Source organism: Burkholderia sp. NFPP32, from assembly GCF_900119325.1.
Classification (GTDB): domain Bacteria; phylum Pseudomonadota; class Gammaproteobacteria; order Burkholderiales; family Burkholderiaceae; genus Burkholderia; species Burkholderia pyrrocinia_C.
Window position 1 is genome coordinate 224188 of sequence record NZ_FPJP01000005.1, and the last position, 16687, is coordinate 240874.

Consider the following 16687-nt stretch of genomic DNA (forward strand, 5'->3'; position numbering starts at 1 on the left):
CCGTTGCCTCTCGATGTGATGTGTCGCGTTGCGTTGCCCATGCGTGCCGCGTCGCTCAGGGCGCCGCGTCGGCCGTCTTGACCGTGCACATCAGTTCGGCTTCCGCCGCCACCTTGCCGTCCACTTCCGCCACCGCCTTGAACTTCCAGATGCCGCGGATGTAGCGTTCGAACGTCACGTTCAGAATCAGTTGGTCGCCCGGTTCGACCACGCGCTTGAAGCGCGCACCGTCGATCCCGACGAAGTAGTACAGCGTGTTCTCCGGATCCTTCGGCTGCTCTTCCGCGAAGGTCAGCAGCGCCGCGGCCTGCGCGAGCGCCTCGAGGATCAGCACGCCCGGCATCACCGGCCGCTTCGGGAAGTGCCCCTGGAAGAACGGCTCGTTGATCGACACGTTCTTCAGCGCTTTGATCCCTTTGTGCGGCTCGAGTTCGAGCACGCGATCGACGAGCAGAATCGGGTAGCGATGCGGCAGCAGCGTGAGGATCTTGTGGATGTCGAGATTGATTTTTTCAGTGCTCATGATGGTTCGTCTCACGCAGAGGCTGCGCGGTGGTGATGCAAAGGCTGAAGCGGGCCGCCATGCGGCCCAGTCTGACAAACCGGGCCGGTTGCGCTGGCCGTGCCCGGTTGGTGGTCTCGCATGGCGCGCTCAGGCTTCCGTGCCGCCCTGGGCGGCGAGCGCGGCTTCGAGCGCCTTGATGCGGTCGCGCAGCTTGTCGAGGTTGCGCACGAGCGCGGCGCTCTTGTTCCATTCGCCGTGGTCGACGGCCGGGAACGCGCTGGTATAGATGCCGGCTTTCGGCAGCGACTTCGATACGCCCGACTTCGCGGTGATGATGACGTAGTCGCCGAGCGTCACATGGCCGGCAATCCCGGCCGCGCCGCCGATCATGCAGTGGCGGCCGATCGTCGTGCTGCCCGCGATGCCGGCGCTGCCGGCGATCACGGTATAGGCGCCGATCCGGCAGTTGTGACCGATCTGCACCTGGTTGTCGATCTTCACGCATTCCTCGATGACGGTGTCCGCCATCGCGCCGCGATCGATCGTCGTGTTCGCGCCGATCTCGACGTCCGGGCCGATCGATACGCCGCCGACCTGCGGGATCTTGACCCAGCTGCCGGTGCGGACGTCGCCGTCGCCGACGAAATCCGGCGCGAAGCCGAAGCCGTCGGAGCCGATCACCGCGCCCGCATGGACGATCGCGCGCGGTCCGACCTTGCAGCCGTGGTACACCGATGCGTTGGGATAAAGGTGCGAGCCTGCGCCGATCGTCGTGCCGCGGCCGACGAATACGTTCGCGTCGAGCTGCACGCCGTCCTCGATCACTGCGCCGGCCTCGACCGTCACGTGCGGGCCGATCACCGCGCTCGCGGCGACCTTCGCGGCCGGATCGATCGTCGCGCTCGGATGCACGCCGGCGGCGTGCGGCGGCGCGGCCAGGTCGATGAACATCTGCGCGACGCGCGCGAAGTACGCGTACGGATTCGGCGTCACGATGAAATTGCGACCGTTAGCGGCCGCGCCCAGCTTTTCCAGATCCTTCGGTGCGATCAGCACCGCGCCTGCGCGGGTCGACTCGACCTGCGACAGGTACTTCGGATTCGCGAGGAACGCGAGTTGCTGAGGGCCTGCCTGGTCGAGCGGCGCGAGCCCGCTCACCTTGCACTGTGCGTCGCCGGCGATCTCGCCGCCGAACCGCTTTACGAGTTCCTCAAGCGTCAATGCCATTCGTCGTCTGCTCCGTTCAGTTCGCCGAGCCGGACGCGAGCGCCTTGAGCACCTTGTCGGTGATGTCGATGCGCGGGCTGACGTACACGGCTTCCTGCACGATCAGGTCGTAGTTCTGCTGCTCGGCGATCTGCTTGATGACCTTGTTCGCCCGCTCCAGCACGGCCGCCAGTTCCTCGTTGCGACGCTGGTTCAGGTCTTCGCGGAACTCGCGCTGCTTGCGCTGGAAATCGGTGTCGAGCTGGGCGAGATCGCGCTGCTTCTGCGCGCGATCGGCCGCCGACAGCGACGTGCCGCCCTTGTCCAGCGAATCGGACATCGACTTCAGGCGCGCCGCCAGATCCTGCAGATCCTTGTCGCGCTTCGCGAACTCGGCTTCGAGCTTCGTCTGCGCCGCCTTCGCGGGCGCCGACTCGCGCAGGATCCGATCCGAATTGACCGCCGCGATGCGGGCGACGTCCTGTGCGTGAACCGTCGCCGCGCCCAGGGCCAGCGCAACGGTCAGCGCGCACATCACTCGTTTCGAAAACTTACCGGTTAGCAAAATTACCCTCTCGTTGCTGTTGTCATGCGTTCGGTCAGAACGCCGTCCCGATCTGGAACTGGAATTTCTGGTACTGGTCGCCTTCGTGCTTCTGCAGCGGGAAGCCGAGGCTCAGCTTCAGCGGGCCGATCGGCGAGATCCACGCGAGACCCACACCATAGCCGTAACGCAGGCCGTTGGCGCCCGTACTCGTGCCGCCCGGCGCGTTGCCCCACACGTTACCGCCGTCGAGGAACGTGAACACGCGCAGCGTACGGTCGTAGCCGGTGCCCGGCAGCGGGAACGTCAGCTCGATGTTGCCGACCAGCATCTTCGAACCGCCGATCGGGTCGTTCGTCTTCGTGTCGCGCGGGCCCAGCGAGCTCGGCTCATAGCCACGCACGGAGCCGATACCGCCCGCGTAGTAGTTCTTGAAGATCGGGTACGGGTTGCCGATACCGTTACCGTAGCCGCCCTGCAGGTTCAGGCCCAGGATGAAGCCGCGCGAGAACGAATAGTAGTACTGTGCCTGCAGGTCGGCCTTGTAGTACTGGATCTTGCCGACCGGCACGCCGTACTCCATGTTCGCCTGCGTGAAGTAACCGCGGCTCGGAATCAGCGCGCTGTCGCGCGCGTCGCGCGACCACGCGACGGTCAGCGGCACCGTGTTCGACACGCGGCCGAACTGGTTCACGTAATCCTGGTAGCTCTGCGGCGTGTTCGAATCGACGTCGAGGCGGTTCTGCTCGAAGCCCGCGCCGAAGTAGACGGTGTCGACTTCCGAGAACGGGATGCCGAACTTCAGGTTGCCGCCCGCGCTGATGATCCGGAAGCTCGAGCTCGTCGAATAGTAGAGCGGCTGGTACGTCCGGTAGTAGACGTCCGTGATCCGCTTGATGCCGTCGACCGTGAAGTACGGGTCGACCTGCGTGACGGTCAGCGTGCGGTAGCTCTTCGCGGTGTTGACGTTCACCGACAGGCTGGTACCCGAACCGAACACGTTGTCCTGCGACACGCCGGCCGACAGCACGACCTTGTCCGTCGACGAGAAGCCGGCGCCCAGCGTGATCGCGCCGGTCGGCTTTTCGTCGACCTTCACGTTCACGTCGACCTGGTCGTTCGTGCCTTCGACCGGCACCGTCGTCACGTCGACGTTGGTGAAGTAGCCGAGACGGTTCACGCGGTCCTTCGACAGCGCGAGGCGGTTCGAATCGAACCACGAGCTTTCGAGCTGGCGCATTTCGCGGCGCACCACTTCGTCGCGCGTGCGCGTGTTGCCGACGACGTTGATGCGGCGCACGTACACGCGGCGGCTCGGATCGACGACGAGGTTCAGGTTCACCTTGTGGTTCGCCTGGTCGATGTCCGGCTGCGCGTTGACGGCCGCGAATGCATAGCCGTATTCACCGAGCTTGTCGACGATCGACTTGGTGGTCTGCTGCAGCTTTTCGGCCGAGAAGCGGTCGCCCGGCTTGATCTTGATCAGCTTGTTGAGTTCGGCCTCGCGATCGAGCAGGTTGCCCGACAGCTTGATGCCCGACACCGTGTACGGCTCGCCTTCGTGCAGCGTGACCGTCAGGTACATGTCCTTCTTGTCGGGCGAGATCGACACCTGGGTCGACTCGATGTTGAACTCGAGGTAGCCGCGGTTCAGGTAGTACGAGCGCACGGCCTCGAGGTCGCCCGTCAGCTTTTCCTTCGAGTACAGGTCGTTCTTCGTGTACCAGGAGAACCAGTTCGGCGTCGACAGCTGCATCTCGTCGCGCAGCGTGCTCGTCTTGAACGCCTTGTTGCCGATGAAGTTGATCTGGCGGATCTTCGCGCTCGGGCCTTCGGCAACCGCGAACAGGATCGATACGCGGTTCGCGTCGACCGGCGTGACCGTCGTCTTGACTTCGGCCGCGTAGAAGCCGCGCGTCAGGTACTGGCGCTTGAGCTCCTGCTCCGCCTTGTCGACGAGCGCCTTGTCGTAGTAGCGGCCGTCGGCGAGACCGACGGCGCGCAGCGCCTTCGTCAGGTTGTCCTTGTCGAATTCCTTCGTGCCGGTGAAGTCGATCGACGCGATCGCCGGACGCTCCTGCACCTGCACGATCACGACGTTGCCCTGCGTGGCGATGCGCACGTCGTTGAAGAAGCCCGTCGCGTACAGCGCGCGGATTGCTTCGGATGCCTTGTCGTCCGTGAAGGTATCGCCCTGCTTGATCGGCAGATAGGCGAACACCGAACCCGCTTCGACGCGCTGCAGCCCCTCGATCTTGATGTCTTGCACCACGAACGGTGCCGCTGCATGCGCCGCGAGGCCGTGCGCGGCGAGCGCGGCCGCTGCAACTGTCTTAGGTACAAAGCGATGAGGTTTGAACAACATGCATCCCCAATATTTAAGCTGCATCAAATCGGGCGACTGCCCAGCGGCGGCCGCCTGACGCTTCAGAAATGGATTAGCCGAGCCAGATCGTTGAACAGCGCGATCGCCGACAACGCGACGATGCAGATCAACCCGGCTCTTTGCAGAATCAGTTGCCAGCGCTCCGAGACGGCTTTCCCGGTCGCGGCTTCAACCGCATAATATAACAGATGCCCCCCGTCCAAAACGGGAATCGGCAACAAGTTCAGGACGCCAAGGCTAATGCTGACAAGGGCGAGGAACGACAGGAACGCCGACGGACCGAGCCGTGCACTCTTGCCCGCGTAGTCGGCGATCGTCACGGGGCCGGACAGGTTCTTCAGCGACGCGTTGCCCGTGATCATCCGCCCGAACATCCGCAGCGAATACACGGAGATGTCCCACGTGCGGTGCACGCCGAGCCGCAGGCTCTCGATCGGCCCGTAGCGCACGTCGACGGACGGCGTGTGCATCGACAGCGCCGCGCCGATCCGGCCGACCTGCTGCCCCGATTCGTCGTCGCGCTGCATCTGCGGCACGATCGATACCGTCTGCGCGGCGCCGTCGCGCTCGATCCGCAGGTCGAGCGCCTTGCCCGCATGATGCTTGACGGAATCAATGAAGCGCGACGCGCCGCCGATCGGCTTGCCGTCGAGCGCGACCAGCTTGTCGCCGGCCTTCAGGCCCGCCTGCTCCGCCGCGCTGCCGGGCTGCACCGATGCGACCGACAGCGTGCCGCCGCCGGCCTCGAAGCCCAGGTGCGTCATGAAATCGTCGTCGAGCTGGCTTTCGGGAACATTGCGGAGGTCGACGCGGAAATCGAACGTCGCGCTGCCGTCGCGCGCGCCGAGCACGATCTCGCGATGATCGAACGCGGCCGCCAGCAGCTTCCAGCGCAGGTCCGACCACGACCGCACCGGCTCCGACTCGCCGCCCTGCGCATCGCCTACGCGCACGTTGCGGATCGACACGATCGTCTCGCTGCCGTCGAAGCCCGCGCGCGCCGCCACCGTGCCGGCGGCCGGCGGCGCGACGATCGCGGCCGGCTCGGTCACGCCGGACGCGAATACGACGGAAAACAGCGCGATTGCCAACAGGAAGTTCGCAATCGGCCCGGCCGCAACGATCGCGATGCGCTTGTAGACCGACTGGCGGTTGAATGCCTGGCCGAGCTCCTCCGGCCTGATGCCGGGGCCCGGATCGCGCTCGTCGAGCATCTTCACGTAGCCGCCGAGCGGCAGCGCGGACAGCGTCCACTCGGTGCCCGTCCTGCGGCTGACCCAGCGCGCGACGGGCTGGCCGAAGCCGATCGAGAAACGCAGCACCTTCACGCCGCACCAGCGCGCGACGCGATAATGTCCGTACTCATGCACGACGACCAGCACCCCGATCGCCACCGCAAACGCGATCAGTTCGACCAGCACGTTCATGAGCACTCCATTCAGACAGTACGCTCCACGCGGGGCGCAGGCGCTTTTGCAATGATCGCGGCGGCGAGGCGGCGTGCCTCGGCATCCGCCGCCAGGACGTCGTCGAGCCCGTCGGGTGCACGGTTCGGCAGCGCGTTGAGCACTGCGTCGACCGTCGCCGCGATCGCCATGAAGCCGATCCGGCGCTCGAGAAACGCTTCGACCGCAACTTCGTTCGCCGCGTTCAATGCGGCGCTCGCGATGCCGCCTTCCTCAAGCGCCTTCAGCGCGAGCGCGAGGCACGGGAAGCGCGCGTAATCGGGCTTCTCGAACGACAGCTGCGCGATCTGCGCGAGATCGAGCTGGTCGACGCCCGCATCGACGCGATCGGGAAACGCGAGCGCATGCGCGATCGGCGTGCGCATGTCGGGGTTGCCGAGCTGCGCGAGCACCGAGCCGTCGCGGTACGACACGAGCGAATGGATCACGCTCTGCGGATGGATCAGCACGTCGATCCGGTCGCCCGGCAGCCCGAAGATCCAGTGCGCCTCGATCACCTCGAGACCCTTGTTCATCATCGTCGCGGAATCGACCGAGATCTTGCGGCCCATCACCCAGTTCGGGTGCTTGCACGCCTCGTCCGGCGTCACGTCGACGAGCGTGGCCGGCTCGCGCGTGCGGAACGGGCCGCCCGACGCGGTCAGGATGATCTTCGAGATCCCGCCGTGCTCGCCCGCATCGCGCGGCATGCACTGGAAGATCGCGTTGTGTTCGCTGTCGACCGGCAGCAGGATCGCGCCATGGTCGCGCACGGCGTCCATGAAGATCGCGCCCGACATCACGAGCGCTTCCTTGTTCGCGAGCAGAATCCGCTTGCCGGCACGCGCGGCCGCGAGGCTCGGCGCGAGGCCTGCCGCGCCGACGATCGCCGCGACCACCGTGTCGCAGCCGTCGCTCGTCGACACGTCGACGAGCGCCTGCGGCCCGTGCAGCACGATCGTCTTGCTGCCCGCCGCGCGCAGTTTCGCTTCGACGTGCGCGGCCGTCGCGGCATCGCCGACCACCGCCACTTCAGGCGCGAAGCGCAGGCACTGCTCGACGAGCTTGTCGCCGTTGCGGTGCGCGGTCAGCGCGTAGACCGAGAAACGCTCGGGATGGCGCGCGACCACGTCGAGCGTGCTGTCTCCGATCGAGCCCGTGGAACCGAGCAATGTCAGACGTTTTTGCATAACAGAGATAATGGTTTAACCAAGCAGCAGCATCGCGAGCGGCAGCACCGGCAGCAGCGCGTCGACACGGTCGAGCACGCCGCCATGGCCGGGCAGCAGTCCGCTCGAATCCTTCACACCGGCCTGCCGCTTCAGCAGCGACTCGAACAGGTCGCCGATCACGCTGTACGCAACCAGCAGCGTCAGCGCGGCCCACGCACCGGGCATTCCGTAGCGCACGGCGAATGCGGAAAACAGGGTCGGCTCGAAAGCATGCGTGGCCGTCGCGACACCGGCGACGACCATCACCGCAAGCCAGCCGCCGATCGCGCCTTCCCAGCTCTTGCCGGGACTGATCGTAATGGCCAGTTTACGCTTTCCGAAGGCCTTGCCCGCGAAGTATGCGCCGATATCGGCCAGCCAGACGACCAGAAGCAGCGACAGCACGAACGGCACGCCCTGCGCGCGCGCCGCGACGAGCGCATGCCAGCAGGCCGCGAACACGATCAACCCGGCCGCCAGCAGGAACGGCCGCCAGACGCCGCCCGCAAGTTCGGGCTTGCGCCGCAGCGCGAACGGGCCGACCAGCAGCCAGAACACGCCGGCCGCCATGAAAAGGGGCCGGGACGCAGTCGCATCGATGCCGAGCGGCATGGTGGCCGCCAGCGCGAGCGCCGCGACGACCGCATAGACGACCGGGCCCGCGCCGCCGAGCTTCAGCAGGCGCGCCCATTCCCATGCGGCGAACACGAGCACGACGCCGATCAGCGCGCCGAACGCGGCGAGCGGCGCGAACAGCGTCACCGGCAGCAGCACTGCCAGCATCACGATCGCCGTGATCACACGGGTTTTCAGCATGAAAGGGAGTCGGCGTTCTGCGATTGCGGTTCGAGCTGTGCGCTCGTGCGCCCGAAACGGCGCTCGCGCTCGGTATACGACGCCATCGCGTCGGCCAGTGCCGCGCCGTCGAAATCCGGCCAGTATTTGTCGGTGAAATAGAATTCGGCGTACGCGAGCTGCCACAGCAGGAAGTTGCTGACGCGCTGCTCGCCGCCGGTGCGGATGAAGAGATCGGGCTCCGGCGCATAGGCCATCGCCAGGTGCGGCGCGAATGCGTCCTCGGTCACTTCGACCTCGCGACCCTCGCGCACGGCCTGCTCGACGAGCTTCTTCGTCGCCTGCAGGATGTCCCACCGGCCGCCGTAGTTGGCAGCGATGGTGAGCGTAAGACGGGTGTTGCGCGCCGTCTTGGTCTCGGCGCGGCGAATCAGTTCGCGGATGCGCGGCTCGAAGCGCTCGAGATCGCCGACGACACGCAGGCGGATCCCGTTCGCATGCAGCTTGCCCACCTCGCGCTCGAGCGCGGTGATGAAGAGCCGCATCAGGAACGACACTTCGTCGTTCGGCCGGCGCCAGTTTTCCGAACTGAACGCGAACAGCGTCAGGTATTCGACGCCGGCGCGTGCGCAGCCTTCGACCACCGCCCGCACGGCATCGACGCCGCGGGTATGCCCCGCGACGCGCGGCAAGCGGCGTTCGGTTGCCCAACGGCCGTTGCCGTCCATGATGATCGCGATGTGACGCGGCACGACGCCGACGTCAGGCACGCGAACGGTAGAGCTGGTATAGGTCATGGCCGTTGAGACAGTAATGCGGGAAGAAGGCGGCGCGCGAGGACGGTCGTCAGACCGTCATGATCTCGGCTTCCTTGGTCTGCACGAGCTTGTCGATTTCGGCGACGTGCTTGTCGGTCAGCTTCTGCACGTCGTCGCTCGCACGGCGCTCGTCGTCTTCCGAGATTTCCTTGTCCTTCACGAGCTTCTTGAGCGCTTCGTTCGCGTCGCGGCGCAGGTTGCGGATCGCGACCTTGGCCGTTTCGCCTTCGCTCTTGACGACTTTCGTCAGCTCGCGGCGGCGCTCTTCCGTCAGCGCGGGCATCGGCACGCGGATCAGGTCGCCGGCCGTTGCCGGGTTCAGGCCCAGATCGGCTTCGCGGATGGCCTTCTCGACCTTCGCGACCATGTTCTTTTCCCACGGCTGCACGCCGATCGTGCGCGCGTCGACCAGCGTCAGGTTCGCGACCTGCGAGATCGGCACCATCGACCCGTAGTAGTCGACCTGCACGTGATCGAGCAGACCGGTGTGCGCACGGCCCGTACGGATCTTTGCCAGATCGTTCTTGAACGCTTCGATCGAGCGCTGCATCTTTTGCTCGACGCCCTTCTTGGTATCAGCGACACTCATTTCAACCTCCGAACCTTCAAACCTTCAAAGAACGCGGGCCCCGCACGGCGCATCCTGCGCGCCGCGGCCATTGACCCGCATCCGCGGGAGTTTACACGTGGACGAGCGTACCTTCGTCCTCGCCCAGCACGATGCGCTTGAGCGCGCCCGGCTTGTTGATCGAAAACACGCGAATCGGCAGCTTCTGGTCGCGGCACAGCGCAAACGCCGTCGCGTCCATCACCTGCAGGTTGCGGCTGATCGCCTCGTCGAAGCTGATCGTCGTGTAGCGCGTGGCCGACGGATCCTTCTTCGGATCGGCAGAATATACGCCATCGACCTTGGTCGCCTTCAGTACGACCTCGGCGCCCACTTCCGAACCGCGCAGTGCCGCAGCGGTGTCCGTCGTGAAGAACGGGTTGCCGGTGCCGGCCGCGAAGATCACGACGCGGCCTTCCTCGAGCTGGCGGATCGCGCGCGGCCGGATGTACGGCTCGACGACCTGGTCCATCCGCAGCGCGGATTGCACGCGCGCCTCGATGCCGGCGTGACGCATCGCGTCCTGCAGCGCCAGCGCGTTCATCATCGTCGCGAGCATCCCCATGTAGTCGGCGGTCGCGCGGTCCATGCCGGCCGCGCCGCCCGCGACACCGCGGAAAATATTACCGCCACCGATCACGACCGCCAGCTGCGTACCGAGACGCACGACTTCGGCGATATCGGCCACCATCCGTTCGATCGTCGCGCGATTGATGCCGAAGGCATCGTCGCCCATCAGCGCTTCGCCGGAGAGTTTGAGGAGGACGCGTTTATAGGCATTGGACATAGGGGCTTCCGAGCGACGAGAGGATGACAACCACGAACTGTAGGGGCGAAATACTGATTCGGGCAAGCGCCGACGGTCGAACCGGGGTTCCCGGCCGGCCGGCGGCGCCGCCGGCCGCGGCGGAGCGGACGCCCGCCGCGGGTACTGCCTGACTGCTTACTGCTGCTTTGCTGCTGCGACTTGCGCGGCCACTTCGGCGGCGAAGTCGTCCTGGCGCTTCTCGATGCCTTCGCCGACGACGAACAGCGCGAACTTCTGCACGGCGGAATCCGCTGCCTTCAGCATCTGCTCGATCGTCTGCTTGTCGTTCTTCACGAACGTCTGGTTCAGCAGCGACACTTCCTTCAGGTACTTCTGGACGCTACCGTCGACCATCTTCGCGACGATCTCGGCCGGCTTGCCCGATTCCGCAGCCTTCTGCTCGGCCACGCGGCGTTCCGTGTCGATCAGCTCGGCCGGCACGTCGGCCGACGACAGCGCGACCGGCTTCATTGCCGCGATGTGCATCGCGACGTCCTTGCCGACCTGCTCGTCCGCACCCGTGTACTCGACGATCACGCCGATGCGCGCGCCGTGCAGGTACGTTGCGATCTTGTTCGCGGTTTCGAAGCGGACGAAACGGCGGATCGACACGTTCTCGCCGATCTTGCCGATCAGTGCCAGGCGCACTGCGTCGACCGTCGAGCCCTCGAGCGGCAGTGCCGACAGCGCGGCCACGTCGGCCGGGTTCTGCGTCGCGACGAGTTCGGCGACCGTCTTCGAGAATGCCAGGAAGTCGTCGTTCTTCGCGACGAAGTCGGTTTCGCAATTCAGTTCGACCAGCGCGCCTGCGTTGCCGCCGACGAACGATGCGACGACGCCTTCGGCCGTCACGCGCGATGCCGCCTTGCTCGCCTTGTTGCCGAGCTTGACGCGCAGCAGCTCTTCAGCCTTGGCCAGATCGCCGTCGGCTTCCGTCAGCGCCTTCTTGCACTCCATCATCGGTGCGTCGGTCTTTGCGCGCAGTTCTGCCACCATGCTTGCGGTAATTGCCGCCATCATTCGCTCCTTGAGTCTGTATTCACAACGCCGCCCGCTTGGACGCGAACGGCCGAGATTCGTTTCCGGACCCGCGCCGCTTCGGCGCGATCAGGTCCGGCGCACAAGCTTAAAAAAAGGGGGCCTGTTGAGAGCCCCCTTTTTGCGCCGGCTCGGGGCCAGTTACGCGTTTTCCTCGACGTACTCGTCGTCGCCGCGCGCTGCCTGAACCACTTCGTTGACCGCGTTCGCACGGCCTTCCAGGATCGCGTCGGCCACGCCTTCCGCGTACAGCGCGACTGCCTTGCTCGAGTCGTCGTTGCCCGGGATCACGTAGTCCACACCTTCCGGCGAGTGGTTCGTATCGACCACGGCGATGACCGGCACGCCCAGCTTGTTCGCTTCGGTGACGGCAATCTTGTGGTAGCCGACGTCGACGACGAAGATCGCGTCCGGAATGCCGCCCATGTCCTTCACGCCGCCGATCGACTTCTGCAGCTTGGCGATTTCACGTTCGAACAGCAGCGCTTCCTTCTTGCTCATCTTCTCGGTTTCGCCCGATTCGACGGCCGCTTCCATGTCCTTCAGGCGCTTGATCGACACCTTCAGCGTCTTGAAGTTGGTCATCATGCCGCCGAGCCAGCGTGCGTTGACGTACGGCATGCCCGCGCGCTGCGCTTCCTGGGCGATCGTGTCGCGCGACTGGCGCTTCGTGCCGACGAACAGGATCGTGCCGCGGTTCGCTGCCAGCTGACGCACGTACTTCTGTGCGTCCGTGAACATCGGCAGCGTCTTTTCGAGGTTGATGATGTGAATCTTGTTGCGGTGACCGAAAATGAACGGTGCCATCTTCGGATTCCAGAAGCGCGTCTGGTGACCGAAGTGGACACCCGCTTCCAGCATTTGGCGCATCGTAACTGCCATGTGAATTCTCCACGAGGGTTGGGTCTTAAGCCGGCCGCCGTACCGCCGCGCGAACCTGCCCCGAATTACTCCGAAAGGCAACGAATTCTGCGCGGACGGCACCCTGGTTGCGCCGGCTTGCGATTCGGCACGTGCAAAACGCCCGTGCCGTAAGCCTGTCACCGCGATGCCGCCCCAACATGGGACAAACTCGGCATTTGGATATCGACTTAGCCAAAGAGTATAGCACGCCGATTTGTCGGCCCTCAAGTCGCCCGCCACTTTCGCTTGCCGTGCGGCAGCCGGCCGGACAATCCTCGAAAACCCGCATCGGCACGGCCGGCAGGGGCTGCGACGCCCGCCATAAGGTGCGATAATCCATCAATTCACCGCATTCCAGGCATACCTCGATGACTATTACGCTCAAAAACGAACACGATATCGCCGAGATGCGCGTCGCCTGCCGTCTCGCGAGCGAAGTGCTCGACTTCATCACGCCGCACGTCGTCGCGGGCGTCACGACCGCCGAACTCGATCGCCTCTGCCACGAGTTCATGCTCAACGAACAGGGCACGATCCCCGCGCCGCTGAACTACCAGCCGCCCGGCTATCCGCCGTACCCGAAGGCCACCTGCATTTCGGTCAACGACGTGATCTGCCACGGCATTCCCGGCGAGAAGGTGATCAAGAACGGCGACGCGCTGAACATCGACATCACCGTGATCAAGAACGGCTACTTCGGCGACACGAGCCGGATGTTCATCGTCGGCGAGGGCTCGATCCTCGCGAAGCGCCTCGTGCAGACCACCTACGAGTGCATGTGGCTCGGCATCGACCAGGTCAAGCCCGGCGCGCACCTCGGCGACATCGGCCACGCGATCCAGAAGCATGCGGAAGCGCAGGGCTACAGCGTCGTGCGCGAATACTGCGGCCACGGCATCGGCACGGTGTTCCACGAAGATCCGCAGGTCGTCCACTACGGCCGTCCGGGCACGGGCATCGAGCTGAAGCCCGGAATGATCTTCACGATCGAGCCGATGATCAACGCCGGCAAGCGCGACATCCGCACGATGCCCGACCAGTGGACGGTCAAGACGCGCGACCGCAGCCTGTCCGCGCAGTGGGAGCACACGGTGCTCGTCACCGAAACCGGCTACGACGTGCTGACCGTGTCGGCCGGCACGCCGGCGCGCCCCGTGTTCGCGCAACCGGCCGCCGCAGTCTGAGCGCCGTCGCGCCAGCCCGCCCCGCCCCCAACTGAACGGCCGCACATGAGCGCTCACGCCGCCCCGTCGCCCGACGCGCTGTCGCGGCGCGCCGGATTCAAGGCCGCCAAGGCCGACATGCTCGAGCGCTTTCGCCGCGCGACGAACGTCGCGTCGCTGATGCACGCGCAGTCGAAACTCACCGACGACGCGCTGAAGCGCGTGTGGGACGATTGCGGGCTGCCGGCGACGCTCGCGCTCGTCGCCGTCGGCGGCTACGGGCGCGGCGAGCTCGCCCCCTATTCCGACGTCGACATACTCGTACTGCTGCCCGATGCGCACGACCCGGCGCTCGACCCGCGCATCGAGCGTTTCATCGGGATGGCATGGGATCTCGGCCTCGAGATCGGCAGCAGCGTGCGCACGGTCGCGCAATGCATCGAGGAGGCATCGCAGGACGTCACGGTGCAAACCTCGCTGCTGGAAGCGCGCCGCATCGTCGGCAGCACCGCGCTGTTCGAGCGCTTCACGGTGCGCTACCACGAGGCGCTCGACGCCCGCGCGTTCTTCACCGCGAAGGTGCTCGAAATGCGCCAGCGCCACGCGAAGTTCCAGGACACGCCGTACAGCCTCGAACCGAACGTGAAGGAAAGCCCCGGCGGGCTGCGCGACCTGCAGACGATCCTGTGGATCGCGCGAGCGGCGGGTTTCGGCAGCAGCTGGCGCGAGCTCGACACGCGCGGCCTCATCACCGATCGCGAAGCGCGCGAGCTGCGCCGCAACGAGGGTTTCCTGAAGACGCTGCGCGCACGGCTGCACGTGATCGCCGGCCGCCGCCAGGACATGCTCGTCTTCGACCTGCAGACGCAGGCCGCCGAGAGCTTCGGCTACCAGCCGACGCAGGCCAAGCGCGCGAGCGAGCAACTGATGCGCCGCTATTACTGGGCCGCGAAAGCCGTCACGCAGCTCGCGACGATCCTGATCCAGAACATCGAGGCGCAGCTCTTCCCCGCAACGAGCGGCATCACGCGCGTGCTGTCGCCCGACCGCTTCGTCGAGAAGCAGGGGATGCTCGAAATCGTCGACGACGGCGTGTTCGAACGCCATCCCGATGCGATCCTCGAAGCGTTCCTGCTGTACGAAACGACCCGCGGCGTGAAGGGCCTGTCCGCACGCACGCTGCGCGCGCTGTACAACTCGCGCGAAATCATGAACAACGCGTGGCGCCGCGATCCGCAGAACCGCCACACGTTCATGCGGATCCTGCAACAGCCCGAAGGGATCACGCACGCGTTCCGGCTGATGAACCAGACGAGCGTGCTCGGCCGCTATCTGCTGAACTTCCGCCGCATCGTCGGCCAGATGCAGCACGACCTGTACCACGTGTACACGGTCGATCAGCACATCCTGATGGTGTTGCGCAACATCCGCCGCTTCGCGGTCGCCGAGCATGCGCACGAATACCCGTTCTGCAGCCAGTTGATCGGCAACTTCGACCGTCCGTGGGTGCTGTATGTCGCGGCGCTGTTCCACGACATCGCGAAGGGCCGCGGCGGCGACCACTCGACGCTCGGGATGGCCGATGCGCGGCGCTTCTGCCGCGAACACGAGATCGCCGGCGACGACGCGGCGCTGATCGTGTGGCTCGTCCAGCATCACCTGACGATGAGCCAGGTCGCGCAGAAGCAGGACACGAGCGACCCCGAAGTCATCAAGCGCTTCGCCGAACTCGTCGGCAACGAACGGCGCCTCACCGCGCTCTACCTGCTGACCGTCGCCGATATCCGCGGCACGAGCCCGAAGGTGTGGAACACGTGGAAGGGCAAGCTGCTCGAGGATTTGTACCGCATCACGCTCGCGGTGCTCGGCGGCGCGAACCCCGACGCGCATTCGGAGCTGAAGTCGCGGCAGGAACAGGCGCTCGCGCTGCTGCGCCTCGAGACCGTGCCCGAGGACGCGCACCGCGCGCTGTGGGATCAGCTCGACGTCGGCTTCTTCCTGCGTCACGATGCGGCCGACATCGCATGGCAGACGCGTGTGCTGTACCGGCACGTGAACGCCGAAACCGCGATCGTCCGCGCGCGGCCGTCGCCGATCGGCGACGCGCTGCAGGTGCTCGTGTACGTGAAGGACCGCCCCGACCTGTTCGCGGGAATCTGCGCGTATTTCGACCGCAACGGGCTGTCGGTGCTCGACGCGCGCGTCAGCACGACGCGGCACGGCTACGCGCTCGACAACTTCATCGTCACGCAGACCGAACGCGACGTGCGGTACCGCGACATCGCGAATCTCGTCGAACAGCAGCTCGCAACGCGGCTCGCCGAAACCGCACCGCTGCCGGAACCGTCCAAGGGCCGCCTGTCGAGGCTGTCCAGAACCTTTCCGATCACGCCGCGCGTCGACCTGCGGGCCGACGAGCGCGGTCAGTACTACATCCTGTCCGTGTCCGCCAACGACCGGCCGGGCCTTCTCTATTCGATCGCGCGCGTACTCGCCGAGCATCGGATCGGCGTCCACGCGGCGCGGATCAATACGCTCGGCGAACGCGTCGAGGACATCTTCCTGCTCGCGGGCGCCGGCTTGTCCGACAACCGCCTGCAGATCCAGCTCGAAACCGAATTGCTGCGTGCGATCGCAGTCTGAATGAATCCCAGCGTTTATGCGCACCAAATTGACCGTCAAGAATCCGCGGCCGGCGTCGCCGACCCGCGCACCTGTCCGCTCCGGCAGCCACGTCGCCCGCAAGGCGGTGCGCCCCGCCGCGCCGCCCGCGGCAGACAAGCCGGCCCGCCCGAAAAAGGCGTCGGGCCCGGCAGCCGCCGGCGAACGCACGTTCAAGCCGCGCGGTGCCGCGGGCGCCGAGCGCCCGGGCGCGGATCGCGCAACGGCCAAGCGTGCGCCGCGCGACGGCGGCGCCGATCGCGGCTATCGCAGCGCTGACGGCAAGCCCGACTCGCGCCCGCCGCGACGCAGCGACGCCGATGCGCGGCCTCGCCGCGCGGGTGCCGAAGGCGGCGCGCGCGCGCCCTATCGTGACAACGCAACCGGCACAGGCGCCAAGCGCAGTTTCGACGACCGTCGCTCGTCGTCAGACCGCCCGCCCCGTCGCAGCGACGATGATGCACGGCCGCGCCGCGCAGGTGCCGAAGGCGGCGCACGCGCACCCTATCGCGACAAGGCAGCCGGCGAAGGCGCGAAGCGCAGTTTCGACGACCGCCGTCCGCCTTCGGACCGCCCGCCCCGTCGCGGTGACGACGA

The 16687-nt window shown here is 66.1% G+C and carries 14 protein-coding genes and 1 pseudogene; 3 read left to right on the plus strand and 12 right to left on the minus strand.

Annotated elements, in window-relative coordinates; all coding sequences use genetic code 11:
- Positions 1-55: 55 nt before the first annotated feature.
- From fabZ to rpsB, 12 genes are all read right to left on the minus strand, one after another.
- Entirely contained in the window at positions 56-523 is a 468-nt protein-coding gene (fabZ, locus tag BT264_RS12745; RefSeq protein WP_006495559.1) for a 3-hydroxyacyl-ACP dehydratase FabZ, read from the minus strand.
- 129 nt (positions 524-652) lie between these two features.
- Positions 653-1732, minus strand: a complete 1080-nt coding sequence (lpxD, locus tag BT264_RS12750) for a UDP-3-O-(3-hydroxymyristoyl)glucosamine N-acyltransferase (RefSeq protein ID WP_072437094.1) — start codon at positions 1730-1732, stop codon at positions 653-655.
- Between the two features lie 16 nt (positions 1733-1748).
- Positions 1749-2246, minus strand: coding sequence for an OmpH/Skp family outer membrane protein (locus BT264_RS12755; RefSeq protein WP_034184747.1), 498 nt, complete (start codon positions 2244-2246; stop codon positions 1749-1751).
- Positions 2247-2310: 64 nt separating this feature from the next.
- The gene (gene bamA, locus BT264_RS12760) at positions 2311-4620 is read right to left on the minus strand and encodes an outer membrane protein assembly factor BamA (protein WP_083533996.1); all 2310 of its coding nucleotides are present in this window, start codon (positions 4618-4620) and stop codon (positions 2311-2313) included.
- A 62-nt stretch (positions 4621-4682) separates the two neighbouring features.
- The gene (rseP, locus tag BT264_RS12765; protein WP_072437092.1) at positions 4683-6068 is read right to left on the minus strand and encodes an RIP metalloprotease RseP; all 1386 of its coding nucleotides are present in this window, start codon (positions 6066-6068) and stop codon (positions 4683-4685) included.
- An 11-nt stretch (positions 6069-6079) separates the two neighbouring features.
- Positions 6080-7276 carry a 1-deoxy-D-xylulose-5-phosphate reductoisomerase gene (locus tag BT264_RS12770; protein ID WP_072437091.1) on the minus strand — a complete coding sequence of 399 codons (1197 nt, stop codon included), beginning with the start codon at positions 7274-7276 and terminating at the stop codon, positions 6080-6082.
- Between the two features lie 15 nt (positions 7277-7291).
- Positions 7292-8113: a phosphatidate cytidylyltransferase gene (locus BT264_RS12775; RefSeq protein ID WP_072437090.1), complete on the minus strand. Its 822-nt coding sequence runs from the start codon at positions 8111-8113 to the stop codon at positions 7292-7294.
- Positions 8107-8889 (minus strand): polyprenyl diphosphate synthase, encoded by a 783-nt coding sequence (gene uppS, locus BT264_RS12780; protein ID WP_034207662.1) that lies wholly within the window; start codon positions 8887-8889, stop codon positions 8107-8109. The genes BT264_RS12775 and uppS overlap by 7 nt, the downstream gene beginning before the upstream one ends.
- A 49-nt stretch (positions 8890-8938) precedes the next feature.
- Complete coding sequence (gene frr / locus BT264_RS12785) at positions 8939-9499, minus strand: ribosome recycling factor (protein WP_021159105.1); 561 nt, start codon at positions 9497-9499, stop codon at positions 8939-8941.
- A gap of 91 nt (positions 9500-9590) precedes the next feature.
- On the minus strand, positions 9591-10304 hold the full coding sequence (pyrH, locus tag BT264_RS12790; protein ID WP_006402648.1) for a UMP kinase: 714 nt from the start codon (positions 10302-10304) through the stop codon (positions 9591-9593).
- Positions 10305-10460: 156 nt separating this feature from the next.
- Positions 10461-11342: a translation elongation factor Ts gene (tsf, locus tag BT264_RS12795; protein ID WP_072437256.1), complete on the minus strand. Its 882-nt coding sequence runs from the start codon at positions 11340-11342 to the stop codon at positions 10461-10463.
- 162 nt (positions 11343-11504) lie between these two features.
- A complete protein-coding gene (rpsB, locus tag BT264_RS12800) occupies positions 11505-12245 on the minus strand; it encodes a 30S ribosomal protein S2 (protein ID WP_011352461.1) in 741 nt (246 codons plus the stop codon).
- A gap of 389 nt (positions 12246-12634) precedes the next feature.
- On the opposite strand from rpsB, the gene map reads away from it, so the two are divergent.
- From map to BT264_RS12820, 3 genes and pseudogenes are all read left to right on the plus strand, one after another.
- On the plus strand, positions 12635-13450 hold the full coding sequence (map, locus tag BT264_RS12810) for a type I methionyl aminopeptidase (protein ID WP_072437089.1): 816 nt from the start codon (positions 12635-12637) through the stop codon (positions 13448-13450).
- Positions 13451-13495: 45 nt separating this feature from the next.
- On the plus strand, positions 13496-16072 hold the full coding sequence (locus BT264_RS12815; RefSeq protein ID WP_072437088.1) for a [protein-PII] uridylyltransferase: 2577 nt from the start codon (positions 13496-13498) through the stop codon (positions 16070-16072).
- Between the two features lie 16 nt (positions 16073-16088).
- A pseudogene (locus BT264_RS12820) lies at positions 16089-16687 on the plus strand (pseudouridine synthase); the annotation flags it as partial.

Bases quoted from the DNA above. Each gene is read 5' to 3' on its own strand.
- BT264_RS12815 (WP_072437088.1), top strand. From the start codon at position 13,496: ATGAGCGCTCACGCCGCCCCGTCGCCCGACGCGCTGTCGCGGCGCGCC.
- fabZ (WP_006495559.1), bottom strand. From the start codon at position 523: ATGAGCACTGAAAAAATCAATCTCGACATCCACAAGATCCTCACGCTG.
- map (WP_072437089.1), top strand. From the start codon at position 12,635: ATGACTATTACGCTCAAAAACGAACACGATATCGCCGAGATGCGCGTC.
- BT264_RS12755 (WP_034184747.1), bottom strand. From the start codon at position 2,246: ATGTGCGCGCTGACCGTTGCGCTGGCCCTGGGCGCGGCGACGGTTCAC.
- lpxD (WP_072437094.1), bottom strand. From the start codon at position 1,732: ATGGCATTGACGCTTGAGGAACTCGTAAAGCGGTTCGGCGGCGAGATC.
- frr (WP_021159105.1), bottom strand. From the start codon at position 9,499: ATGAGTGTCGCTGATACCAAGAAGGGCGTCGAGCAAAAGATGCAGCGC.
- rseP (WP_072437092.1), bottom strand. From the start codon at position 6,068: ATGAACGTGCTGGTCGAACTGATCGCGTTTGCGGTGGCGATCGGGGTG.
- tsf (WP_072437256.1), bottom strand. From the start codon at position 11,342: ATGGCGGCAATTACCGCAAGCATGGTGGCAGAACTGCGCGCAAAGACC.
- rpsB (WP_011352461.1), bottom strand. From the start codon at position 12,245: ATGGCAGTTACGATGCGCCAAATGCTGGAAGCGGGTGTCCACTTCGGT.
- BT264_RS12775 (WP_072437090.1), bottom strand. From the start codon at position 8,113: ATGCTGAAAACCCGTGTGATCACGGCGATCGTGATGCTGGCAGTGCTG.
- pyrH (WP_006402648.1), bottom strand. From the start codon at position 10,304: ATGTCCAATGCCTATAAACGCGTCCTCCTCAAACTCTCCGGCGAAGCG.
- uppS (WP_034207662.1), bottom strand. From the start codon at position 8,889: ATGACCTATACCAGCTCTACCGTTCGCGTGCCTGACGTCGGCGTCGTG.
- BT264_RS12770 (WP_072437091.1), bottom strand. From the start codon at position 7,276: ATGCAAAAACGTCTGACATTGCTCGGTTCCACGGGCTCGATCGGAGAC.
- bamA (WP_083533996.1), bottom strand. From the start codon at position 4,620: ATGTTGTTCAAACCTCATCGCTTTGTACCTAAGACAGTTGCAGCGGCC.